The sequence below is a fragment of the Paenibacillus sp. FSL R7-0048 genome (assembly GCF_038004505.1).
Taxonomy (GTDB): Bacteria; Bacillota; Bacilli; order Paenibacillales; family Paenibacillaceae; genus Paenibacillus_AQ; species Paenibacillus_AQ odorifer.
Genome location: NZ_JBBORF010000001.1, coordinates 567270 through 582268, shown reverse-complemented (window position 1 = coordinate 582268; position 14999 = coordinate 567270). Strand labels below are relative to the sequence as shown.

Here is a 14999-nt window from a genome sequence, read left to right as displayed (position 1 = left end):
ATACTACTAATAGGGAATGAGTATTATAACAAAGCTACTGCAATTCCCATGACCACAAACATCCCAATAAAAACAGTATCGAATTTGCCCCACCTTAGGCGGTGATACCGACTGCGGGGAGCATCCATGCGAAAACCGCGGGCCTCCATGGAATACACCAGATCCTGAGCACGCCTAAAAGCACTGGCGATAATCGGGACCAGCAGGGAGACTAACATCCGTCCCTTTTCCTTCAAAGGCAGCTCTTTTAGATCGGCTCCCCTTGAGGCCTGCGCTTTCATTATGATCTGCGATTCATCTAGAATCGTAGGAATGAAACGAAGTGAAATGCTGATCATCAGCGTGATACGGTCAGGGGATAAGCCAAGCTTTTTGAAGGGTGTCAAGATCCCCTCCAGCCCTTGATTCAGCTTCCCCGGCGTTGTTGTGAAGGTCAGAAGCGCTGTAAAGGTGATAAGAAAGAACATGCGGATGACCGAAAATGCCCCTAATCTTAGCCCTCCCTCATAGATAGACCAGGAACCAAGAGTCAGCACTACCTCCCCTGTCTTTACAGACACCACCTGCACAATAAAGATAAACAACATTAAATAACGTAAAGGCTTAGCTGCTTTCAGGAAGTATTTAAGCGGAATCTTCGTTGAAGCCATAACGGCTATCGAAAAAATAGCCAGCACAGCCATGGCCATCCACGAACGTGAGAGCAGGATAACAGCTACGTATAATAGCATGCCAGTGATTTTGGCACGAGCATCCAGCTTGTGCACCCACGAACCGGTCTCAATACTCCGACCTAAGATCAGTTTCTCATTCATGGTCATCCCTCTTTCCATCGGGCTTACCAGTGCTTATTGATTCCGCTGGCAGCGAAGCTATAAGCTCTGCCAGACTCTCAGCCGTCAAGCGGGGGGCTTCATCCACAAGACCTAAATGATCAGCAACTGCACGCCAGTAACGAAGGGACTGCGGAACCGTCAAACCACACTGTTCCAGAATTGAAGGATCATCTGCAAGTGCCTTTACACTGCCCTGAAACGCCGTGCTGCCCTCTTTAAGTACAACCCAGCTGTCCGCATAGGGCAATAACTCATCCATCCGATGCGTGACGATAATGATCGTTCTGCCCTGCTCACGACATAATCTCTCCAGCAAGCTGATTAGCTCTGCACGGCTAATGGGATCAAGCGTTGCCGTGGGCTCATCCAGAACGATGACCTCAGGGTCCATAGCTAGCACGGAAGCGATAGCCGCCTTACGCATTTGTCCACCGCTCAATTGGAAAGGATTCCGCTCTAGCAGTGCGAGATCCAGCCCCATATCTGACATGGCCTGACGTGCACGTGACTTTGCCTCTTCGAGACTCATGCCGAAATTAAGGGGACCGAAAATGAGATCCTTCTCGACCGTATCTTCGAACATCTGCTGCTCCGGAAATTGAAATACCAATCCGACTCGGCGGCGCAGTGGCATTAGCTTAGGTGACTTCTCACCAGCCTGAATAGTTACATCAAGCACTTTTACCGTACCCTCGGTTGGTTTCAGTATCCCGTTAAACAATTGCAGCAGCGTCGATTTACCTGAGCCCGTCGCCCCCGCAATACCAACCATCGAGCCAATGGGTACACTGAGGTTAATGTCCCGGAGCGCCGTCAGCTTCCAGAGGCTTCGGTCAGCGTAGGTGTAACTTACTTGCTGTAATTCTATGGCCATAACGTATCTATAAGCTCCTTTTCACTGGTCGGAACATCCACATGAATGCCCTGGTTCTGCAGCTCGCGTGCAAGGCGCCAAGAATAAGGTTCACGCAAATGACATTTTTCCAGAAGCTCCTCGTTCCGGAACAACTCCGCCGGTGTAACATCTGCAGCCAAACCACCTCCATGCAGCGCAAGCACCCGATCCGATGCCAAAATCTCATCTGCATCATGCGTAATCATGAGGATCGTGTACTTCCCTTCTGCCCGCATATCCTGCAGAATACCGAGAAGGTCATTTCTGCTTCCTTCATCCAACATAGAAGAGGCCTCGTCAAAAATGACGATGCCTGGTTCCATAGCAAGAATGGAAGCGATAGCAACACGCTGCTTTTGACCTCCCGACAGCTCACCCGGATGCTTGGACAACAGATGATTTATTCCTAGTCTCGTCGTATAGGAGTGCAAACGTTCAGCCATCTCTTCGTACGGCAAACAAAGCCCTTCCAGGCCGAATAGGATATCTTCCTCTACAGTGGCTCCAATAAACTGATTATCCGGATTTTGGAACACCATTCCGATACATTGCCGAATGCTTCCGATCGTTTCCTCACTAAGCAGCATGCCACTAACCACAATCTCACCAGCCCCCTTAGGCAGCAGAGCATTGAGCAGCTTGACCAACGTAGACTTCCCGCAGCCATTAGGACCAACCAAGCTGACCCATTGTCCTTGAGAGATAGATAACGTTATATTTTGAAGAATCGGATGCTCGGGATCATAGCCAAACGATACCCCATCCAGAGAGATGACTGCTTGTCCCTCTCCCTCTAAGTCTTGACCTTCGTATGATTCATTCATGTTAGTCATCCTTCCGCTGATGTGACTAATCAGTCCAAAAATTCTTCAAACAGCGATATTTTTGACAATGACGCCACCAAATAACGGACTGCATAGCCCACGGCAATTCCTGTTACTACCCCAGTGATCAGCAGCATGGGAAGATAATAAAAAATACTAAGTGATGCAAATACCATAGAAGCTGCCAGCAGCTGACCGATATTATGCGCAATCCCACCGGCTATACTAATTCCGATCAAGCTTATACTCTTACCTTTGCCACTAATCAGCATCAGCACAAACATAACAACAAAGCTAAAAAGTGAACCAAATAAACTAAACAGCAAGCTTGAGAAGGTACCTAGCAGAAATGCAGTAAGCAGTGTTTTGAGGATGACAAGCAGCAAAGCATCCCGTCCACGTAAAAAGTAAATACAAGTCAAAATCATAATGTTGGCCAGTCCGAGCTTAGCACCCGGCACCAGTCCCATTCCGGATAACGGAATCTGTGCCTCTATTAAACTTAACACTACTGCCACTGCGGCGAAAATCGCAATAATCACTGTTCTTTTTAAAGCTGTTGCAGATTCACTACTGGACATAGGCATCTATATCATCCTCCCCCGACGCACTGGTGATTTCGACTAATACTCTATGCGGTAGACAGACAATCGTCTGTTTGGGCAGGGTAATAAAACCAAAACCTAGGCAAACTTTATCAGCGCAATCGGCATCGTACATTTCAATCCCGTAATCATGCACCTTCAAAATGTTATAGCCGCGTTCCGTGCGGACCTCAATGGTTTGTTCTTCTTTTGTAAGCTTTACCGTTTTAAATAACTCACCGTCCACCGTTACATTGGCTATGAGATTTTTACCGGCCCCACCTTTGTCATCATTGTCCGAAAACCATCTCGGTACGAGAAAAGCGAGCGCAGCAATCAATACGATGGAAATCAGCCACACATCTGCGCGTTTCATAAAAATCTCCCTTATTTTTTAATTAAAATCCAGACTTATTAATTATAACGGTCTACCCTCAATCCTTCAATCAATGTTGGAGTTTATTGTCAGTTTTAGAGAGCTGTTCACAAAATAGGCACGCAAAATAACCCCAGCAGACACAACCCATTCGTCTCTGGCATTTTCAGTTGAAGTTTGTAGCGTTTGCAAAAATATCCAACTTACATTTTAGCCCATTTGCACCGAGATCGCCCATCTCCTCTGGTTTACTAGCTTTTCCGGAATAATTCACAATTAACCCAATTTAAGTTACTTTCAAAATCTAAGCGCCCCTTATCGAGGTTTGTTCCTCTCTAGAATCAAATAAACCTTATCTTGGAATTCATTATTATATTTGCCTTTTAAACAATAGTGTGTTATATTTATATGGTATTTGTTTTTCGATATATTGAATATCCCCACCAAGAAGATGTCAGGCCGACTATTATACACATCGGCATTTTGGACAAAGAGGCTTTATGTTTTCTTGCAGTACTCTTCCTTTTTATGAGATTAAATTCGAAATATAGCATTCCGATTCACACTGGCGCGGTCAATGGAGCCGCAAGGGCAAAAGAGAGGTAGGGCTTTTGTCGTATTGGAAGGATTATTCTCGCCACACGGCTGCTGGAAATAACAAGGAATTAAGACACCCGTTACTCACGAACGGCGGGGGATGAATATAACGAGAAAGCATGACGGTACGATCCTTATTCAAGGACTACGTCATGTGTGGAAAAATATAGGCGCCCGATAACCGCTACCTAGCGGATATCGGGCGCTGTCTACGTTCAGGACTTATTTTACATATTGACTTACAAAAGCTGTTACTACATCTATATACCCCGCCTTATCCGTATCATAAGACAATCCATGCCCCGCTAGCGGTACTATGAGCCTCTCTTTTGGACTCTGGCATGCCTCATACAATTCATTCATCATAGCAAAAGGTACAAAGTTATCCGCATCCCCATGAATAAAAAGAATCGGAGCCTTCGCTTTCCGCACTTGTTTTAATGCAGAGGCTTCACCAAAGCCATACCCCGCCTTCAAGCGGGTGATTAGACTTGCACTTTGAACGAAAGGGAAACTTGGCAAGCGATACATTCGTCGTAGTTGGTAAGATAATTGTGCTTTTACTGAGGTATAAGCGCAGTCCGCAACAATAGCTTTTACCTGCGGCGGAAGATCTTCCCCTGAGGTCATTAGCACTGTAGCACCACCCATAGAGACACCGTGAAGCACAATTTGAGCACTGGGCCCAGTCTTTTTAATCATGTATTCAATCCATTGCAAATAATCTTTTCGTTCCGGCCAACCAAAACCAATGTAATCCCCTGCGCTATCTCCATGCCCTCTTGCATCGGGAATTAGGATGTTAAAGCCTAAGTTCTCGTAGTAGATTTTGGCGTACGCCCCCATATCCTTTGCTTTACCTGAATAACCGTGGGCTAGAATGGCTGTGCGTCCCGCAGCACGAATAGATTGGAGTAAGTAACCTCTTAGTTTAAGTCCATCTGCAGATACGATCTCAATATTCTCGAAGCTCTGGCGAGAGACCCAATCCTTCCCCTCCCCCCAAGAAGCTCCGGCAACCGGAGGATCAGCCTTCAGATTAGGATTATTACTTAGAAATACCTTTGGCGCTCGTTTAATAGCAATACCATAGAAGAAAAATCCCACATAGATTAGAATCCCTATGATGATTACAGCGCTAATAATAAACCATATCAATTCGCCTTCGCCATCCCCTCTTCATTTCTTTTCCAACAAGAGTATACCATCTACTTAGAATGCACCAAACTATCGCAATCATGACATACAAATAGAGCCGCCATCGGAACACTCCCGAAAGCGACTCTATGTTGATCTAACCTTTATTATTTATTCTTTTTGGAGAACTTGGTTCTCATTAATAATCCGATAAGTGCAAAACCTAAACCTGCTACGTAGTAAGGTGCAGGACTTGATTCACCCGTTTTTGGCAATTCCTTCACAGGTGGCTTTCCTAATGGGATCGTATCGTCCACTACGATGATTTCATCAGGTGTTGGTGTTGGCGTTGGTGTCACTGCCGGTACCGGACCTAATGGGATCTCATCATCATCAACAAGTACTTCTGTGCTATTCGACGGTGTTGGTACTGGCGCTGGTGTCGGCGAAGCTACAGGCCCAAGCGGCACGGGATCTTCTGCAAGAACTATAGTGCCAATTACGGATGATGGCGTTGGTGTCGGGAACACAGAAGTCTCTGGTGTCGACGTTGGTGTTGCTTCAGGCGTTACCGTCGGTGTTGGTGTTGCCTCAGGCGTTACCGTCGGTGTCGGTGTTGCCTCTGGTGTTACCGTCGGTGTCGGTGTTGCCTCAGGCGTTACCGTCGGCGTTGGTGTTGGCGTCACTGTCGGCGTTGGTGTTGGTGTCGGCGTTGGTGTTGGTGTCACTGTCGGCGTTGGTGTCGGCGTTGGTGTCACTGTCGGCGTCGGCGTTGGTGTTGGTGTCGGCGTCACTGTCGGCGTCGGTGTTGGTGTTGGTGTCGGCGTTGGTGTTGGTGTTGGTGTCGGCGTCGACGTTGGTGTCGGTGTCGGCGTCGGCGTTGGTGTTGGTGTTGGTGTCGGCGTTGGCGTCGGTGTTGGTGTCACTGTCGGCGTTGGTGTCGGTATTGGTGTCGGCGTCGGCGTTGGTGTTGGTGTTGGTGTCACTGTCGGCGTTGGTGTCGGTGTTGGCGTCACTGTCGGCGTTGGTGTCGGTGTTGGCGTCACTGTCGGCGTTGGTGTCGGCGTCACTGTCGGCGTCGGCGTCGGCGTTGGTGTTGGTGTCACTGTCGGCGTCGGCGTTGGTGTCACTGTCGGCGTCGGACATGGTGTTGGCGTCGGTGTCGGCGTTGGTGTCACTGTCGGCGTTGGTGTCACTGTCGGCGTTGGCGTTGGTGTCACTGTTGGTGTCGGCGTCACTGTCGGCGTTGGCGTTGGTGTCACTGTTGGTGTCGGCGTCACTGTCGGCGTTGGCGTTGGCGTTGGTGTTGGTCCAGGTTCATCACCATCGTATGGATAGTGGTGAAATTCACCACCACCAGTACCTTTGAGTGAAGCCGCCACTAAAGTACCGTTAATCTGACCATTAATAAAATCAACATGAGCATAGGGGGCAAGTATGCTTCCCATTACACCTATGCCTGCCATATCAAGATACGCAGCTTGGCTAAAGTTAAGCAAAATTTTCTTGCTGTTCAACACGTTATTAGGTAGAAATCCGAAGTTTTTCATTTTTACGTTAGAACCATCAATATTAATAATTGCAGTAGATCCTGAAGGAACATTTATTGTAATTCCGTAGGTATTAGAGACGTTATCTCCTGAAACATTAAAAACATTGACCGCAGGATCTGTACCTGTCAGGGTAAGGCTGCCATATTGGTACACTGTTGTTCCATTCGCCGGCAATGCTGCAAGTTCTGCTGATTTGTCCTTCAAAGACTGACCTACGGCTGAAAAGTCAATCGTACTCCCCTGTCTTTTTGTACCACCCTTGAGGAGCGTTACATTCCCTGAAAAATCTCCCCCGTGCACGATATTCCCATAAACAGTACCTCCGTTGAAAGTAAGATGCCCTCCAACAACAAGTGTGTCAGTCAGGGAAACCTCTGCAGCGGTCAACCTATCTCCAACACTATAGTTGGTTAAGTTAACGTTACCTCCAGCAGCAAACCTTCCTTCCGTATCCGAAACTGTTGTTATATCCCCTAGAATAAACACGTTGTAGACCGCTGCAATTCCCAATGTAGAAGAACTACTAGCTCCAGCAACTCCAGCTCCTAATGAGGAAAGCCCACTACCTACCGTCAAAATCCCAGCTAATACAAGCGAGAGTAACGGTTTTATTCTTCTTTTCAAATGGCACACCTCCTAAAACTATGATTTATATTAATCAGAATAATTACCAGAAACTCTAAAGGACCTAACAACAAAAAAGACCGCCAAAAAGAAGTGAAATTCCCTTCTCATGGCAGTCGGACGGTCATTGTGCCTTTAAGACACTTTAGACTCCTGGACTTTGCGTCCCGCCCTTTCAGACGGTTTGCTATTATCATGACTATATATATGTATTACACTGCAAGTCCAGAACTGGTAGCTGAAGCATTCTATCCAATAACAGTCTATGACTTTTAATACTTTTGAATTAATAACAGTTTAGCTCCCGACACCCACAATTGTCAATCAATTCCTTTCGATAATTCCCCGCATTAGTACCACACAAAAAAAGCGCCTAAAGGCGCTTCGCATAAGGTTTTTCATTAAATTTTAAAGTAACTGTATATAGCCCAATATGGATATCCATAAGGGAACACTCAAAATTAAACCAAAAAACAATCCACGCTGGAGGCTGCCCTCTTTTTCCATCATAATTCTCCTTTATTTGCGTTCGATACATTAATTTTTATTATTACAATTTTTAATATAATTTATTCTTCGTTATTAAGTTGTGAATTTAATCACATTGGATAAGCTGTTTAGAAATACCATTGATTATTTTTGGAATATCGGGGTAGAATACGAATATACGTTCCTATTAGAGGTGATGAGATTCATGCATAGAGCAGAAAGCAGGGACAACATGCTGGTGAAATCTTATTTATTGCTTCCGATGATTTTATCAGCTTTCGAACGGGACTCCGCCATTTTATCTACACACTTACGAACACCCGCCCCTTATCTGGAGGTGCTTGGAACAGCTGCTGCAGTAGCTACAACAGATCTAAGGGATGTTCGTGCAGAAATGAGAAGACGGGGAATCAAGGTGTATGAGCAAAACAGACTTAATACGGGAATTGAAGCCAAGTATATATGTCGTGGCTATCATGAACGAATGCTGCTGTTGAATGACATTGTTGCGGCTCAGGCTGCCATCCATATGCGCAGATACCTAGGGCTGGATATTTCATCTTTTAAGAGTTACGAAGAACAGTACCAGATTAAGTAAAGCTGTATAGAAGCCGCTGCGCTCTCTCCCCCCAATCAATTAGTGAACAAAAAAATAGGCCTTACCATGGGAGTTGGCAAGACCTGAGAGAGATATACCACAAAACACTGGGGGGTGTTTGGTGTCTCTAATATATACCTCGAACCTGAAAAATAGCTGATAGGCACATAAAAATTACATTAAAAATATTGTTCGCCGTTCAGAAGTGATTAGAGTGCTCCCACAAGCTTAGCCGACCTTTAGCTGGAATTGGATGGCTTAATGGATGAACCCGTTCAAGCTTCCAGGCAAACCGTCCTTCACTATAGTCGCCAAAATCATATTCATTCCCATTGATCCATTCCCTTAAATCCACCTCTGGAGTAACCACATAACATCCCGCGAGCTGACCTGTAGCAATAATAGCTCCTGTCGGCAAATTATTCGCTGTATAGCCATGTTTCGCCAATACTGATTTGTACGGTTCCTGTTCACAAATCTTTTTGTCAATCCTCACTCCGGCATGGATGCCTAACTCGCCGCGGTAGGCTGTTCTCCATGAACGAGTTTCAAACTCTTTTTCACCAAGAGCAATTAAGGTCGCCCAAGGCTGCCGTATTGTTATACACCGCATGATATTTATCCCCTTCGTTTATGTTGGACGTTTGTCACGGATGCACGGATCTCGATCTCGCGTTGTGTAATCTTGCTCACCTTGACCTGATAAATTAAATAATCCCAACCGTTTGGTCGATACTCATTTCCATCATTGATCGCCTCTAAAATAAGAACATTTATTTTTATTATATACAAACAAAAGTTCTTATGAAAATATCAATACTACAGACATTCACCTGTAACTCCCCAGAATCAATAAAGGTCGTCATAATGGAAAGGCTGCTGTTTATTCTTATATTGGTAATGTACTAACTGCTATGCCTGTGCAACCGATTTTAAACTAATGTCGTAACCACTGGAGGGGAAGGTCCATGATTCAAAAACCACCTACTACTATTAAATGGACTCTTATTTTTGTTTTTTTGTTATTAGTCACCGCCTGTAGTAAGAATGATGAAGTTTTGAAAGGAATTGTACACACAATAGATGTAGAAAATAAAAGAATTTTAGTAATTTCTGAATTAAAAGAAGAAGACTTGAACAAGGAATACAAGGAAATTCTCGAATCTAATGAGTACTCTCAAGCCATTTGGGTAAATAAAGTTGCACCTTCTAAATATAAAAAAGGAGATGAGATTAAAGTGTTTTTTGAAGTAAGTGATGATTCATTCCCTGCACAAGTTACCGCCAAAAAGATCACCAAAATCAAGAATTGAGCAAAAAGAATAGAATCTACTATAAAGAAGCGGTATCTCCAAAAGGGATGGCGCTTCTTTATAGTAGATTTAAAGAGAAATCCATATTTATAAAATTACTCTGTGCAAAAAAGTGACCCCACCAACTTCCGGCAGGGTCTAGATCTATATTATAAGGGGGTTATGTAATTACTATAATCCTCTTAGCTTAAATAAGTATGAAGCCCGTCTAAAGATTTGCTGAATTATTATTATTTTTATCGAAACCGATCAAACAAGGTAACGTATCAATCTTAATTTCCAAATTACTATAGCGCTGATATTACTAAGTTTTATTTAAAGTCGACTGAGACATCTTCATATTATTATATGAACTTTCTTGATAGTAAAAGAGAACTTTTAAAGAAAATTTCGTTTAATAATTCGCCTGGAGTAACCTCCGGTGCTGAGTATGCGCTTGATTTAAAAGGTGTTGTATATATTGAATTCGTTAATACTTATAGCCCTTTTACTGCTCGTATATACGAATTTGATATATTCGGCACTTATTCAGAAGACCCAATACCAACAGTGACGCCTAAACCTACAACAACTCCAGAGCAGCCATCAGGGGATCGAGCTATTCTTACCATCACTCTGGTGAATGGAACAGAAAAAGAATACGACCTACCAATTGCTGAAGTAGATGCATTCTTAAACTGGTACGATGCTCGTGATGCAGGAAGAGGTACAGGATCATATGGAATTAATAAGCATTCCAACAACAAAGGGCCTTTTAGCAAGCGCAAAGAGTACGTAATATTTGATAAAATACTTACATTTGAAGTCAGTGAGTATACAATTCAATAAACAAAAAAAGCCCGCCAACCATTAAAATTGACGGGCTTTTTTATGGAGTTATCAATGGAGGCTTTAGTATTGTTCCCAAATTCAAAGGAAGAAAACTGTATGTAGAATTAATTGAATTAAAAGTATCATTCTCAATTTATATAATTAAACTTTTTATAAGACACCTATGAAATAGCTAGTCACCACTTATGATTGACGCATTAAATTTACTATTACTATTGATTAAGAAAAAATTGTTGCAAATCCAATTCAGATTTTATACTCTCAATAACATTTTTCAAACCAGGTACCCAGAGAAAAGTATCTTGTCGGATATAATTCATTACTAGCTCATAACTACGCTCAAACTTTTCAATGTTAGGACTATGTTCGTTTTCCAGTACTGTACGTACCCTTTCTGCTAATTCTACGTAGTCAGCATCAATGTGCTCTTGTTTATAGCTCTCCGCCGATTTTAACTTGGTCCAGGCAAAGGCCCCACCAGCTACAACTTCTTCAGATCCTTCTACGTATTCAATGCATGAATCATAATTTATAAATGCATTAATTCGTTCTTCAAGGAATTTAAAATCTTGTACATAATTAAGGGTTTTTTCCAAATAAGACACCTCCCCAAATGATAAGAAGATGTGATCTAAACTCACCAAAAAAATTCTAGTTGGTAATCACAACTTGATAGTGAATCCAGTATATACTCTTTTGAAACATAAATATATGTATTATTTTTCACATATAAATTCACACTTATTGTTGAGTTGGGATAAATGTGTTTATAGGTATAGCATAAGTGATAATGTAATCACTTAAAAAAAGAGGTGGCTTGTTTTGATCAACAAAAGAGTCGAGGAGTCAATAAAAGAACATTCACCAGTGCGCCTATACTTAATCAGTGGCGAAACCTTTGAAGGCATTTGCGAAGAAAATTTTAGTGACCAATTCGTCCATTTAAACACAGGTAATGGTATTATTTCATTTCCGCTTTGGGTAGTAAAATATGTCCGATTACAACCTTTATAGTGCATATATTGATAAGGAAACTCTAACCTCATTTCCTTCACTGGAACTCCTAGTGCAAACTCACTGGGGGGGGTATTTTATGTATGCTCTGAGTTCAAATCGGTCCCGAACGAACCGGGCTCCAGCAATTTTGATGGACACGCAGTATATGAGACTGTGACAGAGCAGCCGTTAAAAATTCAGAGTCTGTCTTAAGGACTTTGTATACATTACTCAACATGATCACTCCTATGTAAAATAACGAATCTTTAGACTGGTCTCTTACCTTTAGATCGTTTTTCCAATATAAAATTTATACATTTTTTTGTAATCATACATTGCTTCACATCTCATAACCTCCTGATAACGAAATACCCCGCCATCTGGCAGGGTTTCGGCACTTTCGAATCAATAAGTTAAGTATGGTTCGTCTGGACTATTTTGTATATAAACTTTAAGCAGTTGATTAGCAAATTATCCTTAGGAATAATTTAGAAATCTAGCAAGTTGCGAAGTTCGTAATTTTACAATACATACCGTTAGATAACGATTGCGGACCAGTTAAAGCGTATATTTTCCCATGGTGGCCTTCTTCAGTGAGCGCTTTGACTGCAACAGCGGCAATATCTGCCTCGTGAATTCTAACGCCCAAAGCATCAGGGAATCCCGTTCTTACAATTCCTTCTTTTTGAATGGATTCTGCCCAAAGATATAATGCATTCTTCATAAATTCTGACGGCCTTAAGATTGTCCATTCCATTCCGCTATTTTGAATAACGGTTTCGATAGGGTTTCCCTCGTAATCCATTAAGGCTACAATTTTCTTTACATTTGCCTAATTACTGTATGACAATTAAATAGAAGAGCGCTGCTAAAACAAACCGGTATAGAGCAAACCACTCCAATCGAAGTCTCTTAATCAGTTTGATGAACGTCACTACTGCAATCATTGCCACAAGAAAGGATGTCGCAAAGCCAATTAACATTAGAAGCAAATCGTCAGAACTCAGCAAATCACGACTATCGTACAAATCTAACAAGCTTGCACCAAACATAACAGGCACGGAAATAAGGAATGTAAAATCTGCAGCGGCTTTTTGGCTAGTGCCAAGCAACAGGCCACCTGAAATCGTCGAACCTGATCTCGAAAATCCCGGCCATAACGCCAAGCATTGAAACAGACCAATTCCGAAAGCCTGTTTATAATTAATCCCATCGATAGTACCAGCGGTTTCAGTCCGCCTATTCCGCGCTGCAATGATCATCAACACGCCACCAACAACTAGACCTATCAAAACAGGGGTTGGGCCAAATAATTGGCTTTTTATTGTGTCCTTGAAGAGAAGATATAGGGTTAATGCTGGTAACATAGCCAAAATCATATGAATGACATTTAATCCTTTGCTTTTGGAAAAATCCATTCTAATCATATTAACCCCAATCTCCAAATACCTTTTCCAATAAAGAATTAAAACTGCCATCACTGCACCCAACTGAATAACAATTTTAAAAGTTATTGCAGCATCTCCCTCAAAGCTAAGCAAATCGCCTGCTAGAATAAGATGTCCAGTAGATGATACTGGTAAAAATTCAGTTAAGCCCTCTATTATGCCAAGTATTATTGCTTTAATTACATCAGTCATTAGTGCATTGTCCCCTTTCGGAAATAAAATCATTTAATTTCCAGTATAAGGGAGACAAGTAAACTTCCCCATCGATTAACCTAACAATATTCAATTCAGAATGACATAATTGTCACATTGCTCATTATTCCAATCTTAAGTAACTCCTTTATTAAACTATCCTTTCCCGTTAGCATAACAACAGTATCAAACATTAAATTCAACCTGTATCAATAAAAAATCCGTTAACCTTCTGAACTTGCTGCCCGTTATTTTGGATAATCAATTTCAGAGCATGCAGCAGATATGAATACCGAAACGTAACTTCCATTTGATCATTCTGCAGCCGCGTGCGTGGAGCCTCAATGACCATCATGATTCCAAAGCGCTGAGAAACCACACAGAACCGCCACCCCGACCAAGAATTGGGGGTCCTTTTTTTGGCAAAACACAAAATATTAAGTATAATGTTATTGTCGAAACGCTAAGGCGTCTGTACAGGATGGCTACCTGGCACTGATGATGGCAGGCCAAGCGCTTTATAAAGTTTTCTTTATGTGTATTTATACTTTAGGAGCGTGGTTATCTATGAAAATTAATATTACCGCACATTTTAACATTGATATTACTTTATCTCTTCATCTGTTAGCCGTAGCCAGTCTTGCTTATGAACTCAGTTCACTGACGAGCTCGTGAAATTCGAGCGAAAAGTATCTGTACTAAGACACCTTGTGGTGTCTTTTTTATTTTTATAGTAATTACCATCTAACCGATCTGCCCCCGCAAGAGAAAAGCAGCTTATGCTGCTCCTCCTCCACCATTCTTCATTCTGATTGCTGTCAGCTTGCGCCACACCTTCCATCTGCTCGACAGTGACCACTAGTCATACCGTTTTCATTAGCGATTTCGCGCCATGTCTTATCTTCCTTGATACGTTTCTCCAGAAGAACAGGGAACGGCATTGGCTGTCCATCATATTCGACTTCAGGAAAGATTAGGCCATTCATCAATAAATATCACTCTGGATACTTATTCACATGTTCTCCCCAATCTGCAGGAAGCGGTGCCCCGATGTATCGGAGATTCTATTCTAGGAACCCGAAAAGAAGTGGAGAAAATTGACGAGACACCCACTTTACTCGGATAAAGGGTAGAAGAATGGAAGAAGTCAGGGGGATTTAACGAAAAATGGCACGGTCCCGGAATCCCGGAAAACCGCGCCATTGCGCCATTCTTAGATATGCTGGTGAAGGGAATTGAACCCCCGGCCTACGCATTACGAGTGCGTTGCTCTACCCCTGAGCTACACCAGCTTAACGCTGTTTTTCTGCCAAACAAAAAATATTATACAACTTTCAGCCAGAAACGCAAGCCTATTTCTCCCTGTTTTCCGCCCTCCTAAACTGCTAATCCACCTGTAGCTTACGCTCCACAGACTCTAACTTTCCACGGCTAGTAGAGGGTTTATCGCGGCGGTCGTCTATTTTAAGTGAGGTAGAGACACGTTCTGCACCTGCGGCAAAAGGAGACTCATGCAAAGCCTCTACCGCGGCAAAAATGCGTTGCAGAGGCCCTTCGATGATCGTACCCATAGACGTAAGTTCATAAGTAATCCCTTCTACTGTCTTCAGCACCCGCTGCATATCCGCAACATAGCTGCTAAGACTGGTACTGCCTGTTCCAATTGGAATAACTGTAACTTCAGCAATAGGCATGAGAATACCTCC

The 14999-nt window shown here is 42.9% G+C and carries 17 protein-coding genes, 1 tRNA gene and 1 riboswitch; of the genes, 3 read left to right on the top strand and 15 right to left on the bottom strand.

Annotation, left to right across the window (positions count from 1 at the left end):
- Positions 1–23: 23 nt before the first annotated feature.
- The 7 genes from NSQ91_RS02545 to NSQ91_RS02515 all read right to left on the bottom strand — a co-directional run bounded on the left by NSQ91_RS02545 (position 24) and on the right by NSQ91_RS02515 (position 7426).
- A complete protein-coding gene (locus tag NSQ91_RS02545; protein ID WP_076304342.1) occupies positions 24–815 on the bottom strand; it encodes an energy-coupling factor transporter transmembrane component T family protein in 792 nt (263 codons plus the stop codon).
- Positions 808–1710 carry an energy-coupling factor transporter ATPase gene (locus NSQ91_RS02540; RefSeq protein ID WP_076124517.1) on the bottom strand — a complete coding sequence of 301 codons (903 nt, stop codon included), beginning with the start codon at positions 1708–1710 and terminating at the stop codon, positions 808–810. Before NSQ91_RS02540 ends, NSQ91_RS02545 begins: the two co-directional genes overlap by 8 nt.
- Complete coding sequence (locus NSQ91_RS02535; RefSeq protein ID WP_248549089.1) at positions 1701–2555, bottom strand: ATP-binding cassette domain-containing protein; 855 nt, start codon at positions 2553–2555, stop codon at positions 1701–1703. The genes NSQ91_RS02540 and NSQ91_RS02535 overlap by 10 nt, the downstream gene beginning before the upstream one ends.
- A gap of 29 nt (positions 2556–2584) precedes the next feature.
- The gene (locus NSQ91_RS02530) at positions 2585–3142 is read right to left on the bottom strand and encodes a Gx transporter family protein (RefSeq protein WP_076124520.1); all 558 of its coding nucleotides are present in this window, start codon (positions 3140–3142) and stop codon (positions 2585–2587) included.
- Positions 3126–3515, bottom strand: a complete 390-nt coding sequence (locus NSQ91_RS02525; RefSeq protein ID WP_036681022.1) for a NusG domain II-containing protein — start codon at positions 3513–3515, stop codon at positions 3126–3128. Before NSQ91_RS02525 ends, NSQ91_RS02530 begins: the two co-directional genes overlap by 17 nt.
- A gap of 819 nt (positions 3516–4334) precedes the next feature.
- Entirely contained in the window at positions 4335–5270 is a 936-nt protein-coding gene (locus tag NSQ91_RS02520) for an alpha/beta hydrolase (protein ID WP_340916307.1), read from the bottom strand.
- A gap of 146 nt (positions 5271–5416) precedes the next feature.
- Entirely contained in the window at positions 5417–7426 is a 2010-nt protein-coding gene (locus tag NSQ91_RS02515; RefSeq protein ID WP_340916306.1) for a choice-of-anchor A family protein, read from the bottom strand.
- Between the two features lie 108 nt (positions 7427–7534).
- Positions 7535–7625: riboswitch (cyclic di-GMP riboswitch) on the bottom strand.
- A 495-nt stretch (positions 7626–8120) separates the two neighbouring features.
- Between NSQ91_RS02515 and NSQ91_RS02510 the strand changes: the two genes are divergently transcribed.
- Positions 8121–8513 carry a hypothetical protein gene (locus NSQ91_RS02510; RefSeq protein WP_051491249.1) on the top strand — a complete coding sequence of 131 codons (393 nt, stop codon included), beginning with the start codon at positions 8121–8123 and terminating at the stop codon, positions 8511–8513.
- 199 nt (positions 8514–8712) lie between these two features.
- Here the strand turns inward: NSQ91_RS02510 and NSQ91_RS02505 are convergent, their stop codons facing one another.
- Positions 8713–9126 carry an ASCH domain-containing protein gene (locus NSQ91_RS02505; RefSeq protein ID WP_076124521.1) on the bottom strand — a complete coding sequence of 138 codons (414 nt, stop codon included), beginning with the start codon at positions 9124–9126 and terminating at the stop codon, positions 8713–8715.
- Positions 9127–9481: 355 nt separating this feature from the next.
- On the opposite strand from NSQ91_RS02505, the gene NSQ91_RS02500 reads away from it, so the two are divergent.
- The gene (locus NSQ91_RS02500) at positions 9482–9826 is read left to right on the top strand and encodes a DUF3221 domain-containing protein (protein ID WP_076304341.1); all 345 of its coding nucleotides are present in this window, start codon (positions 9482–9484) and stop codon (positions 9824–9826) included.
- A 348-nt stretch (positions 9827–10174) separates the two neighbouring features.
- The gene (locus NSQ91_RS02495) at positions 10175–10654 is read left to right on the top strand and encodes a hypothetical protein (RefSeq protein WP_305953691.1); all 480 of its coding nucleotides are present in this window, start codon (positions 10175–10177) and stop codon (positions 10652–10654) included.
- Positions 10655–10869: 215 nt separating this feature from the next.
- Here NSQ91_RS02495 and NSQ91_RS02490 read toward each other — a convergent pair whose 3' ends face one another.
- From NSQ91_RS02490 to NSQ91_RS02460, 7 genes are all read right to left on the bottom strand, one after another.
- Positions 10870–11253 carry a hypothetical protein gene (locus NSQ91_RS02490; protein WP_076304340.1) on the bottom strand — a complete coding sequence of 128 codons (384 nt, stop codon included), beginning with the start codon at positions 11251–11253 and terminating at the stop codon, positions 10870–10872.
- Positions 11254–12149: 896 nt separating this feature from the next.
- Positions 12150–12377, bottom strand: a complete 228-nt coding sequence (locus NSQ91_RS02485) for a hypothetical protein (RefSeq protein ID WP_254847741.1) — start codon at positions 12375–12377, stop codon at positions 12150–12152.
- A gap of 112 nt (positions 12378–12489) precedes the next feature.
- Positions 12490–13293: an undecaprenyl-diphosphate phosphatase gene (locus tag NSQ91_RS02480; protein ID WP_076282328.1), complete on the bottom strand. Its 804-nt coding sequence runs from the start codon at positions 13291–13293 to the stop codon at positions 12490–12492.
- A 199-nt stretch (positions 13294–13492) separates the two neighbouring features.
- Positions 13493–13672 (bottom strand): hypothetical protein, encoded by a 180-nt coding sequence (locus tag NSQ91_RS02475; RefSeq protein ID WP_076124531.1) that lies wholly within the window; start codon positions 13670–13672, stop codon positions 13493–13495.
- 439 nt (positions 13673–14111) lie between these two features.
- The gene (locus tag NSQ91_RS02470; protein ID WP_175617348.1) at positions 14112–14279 is read right to left on the bottom strand and encodes a hypothetical protein; all 168 of its coding nucleotides are present in this window, start codon (positions 14277–14279) and stop codon (positions 14112–14114) included.
- A 234-nt stretch (positions 14280–14513) separates the two neighbouring features.
- Positions 14514–14585, bottom strand: a tRNA-Thr gene (locus NSQ91_RS02465).
- A gap of 93 nt (positions 14586–14678) precedes the next feature.
- Positions 14679–14987 (bottom strand): MTH1187 family thiamine-binding protein, encoded by a 309-nt coding sequence (locus tag NSQ91_RS02460; protein WP_036682575.1) that lies wholly within the window; start codon positions 14985–14987, stop codon positions 14679–14681.
- Between the last annotated feature and the right edge of the window lie 12 nt (positions 14988–14999).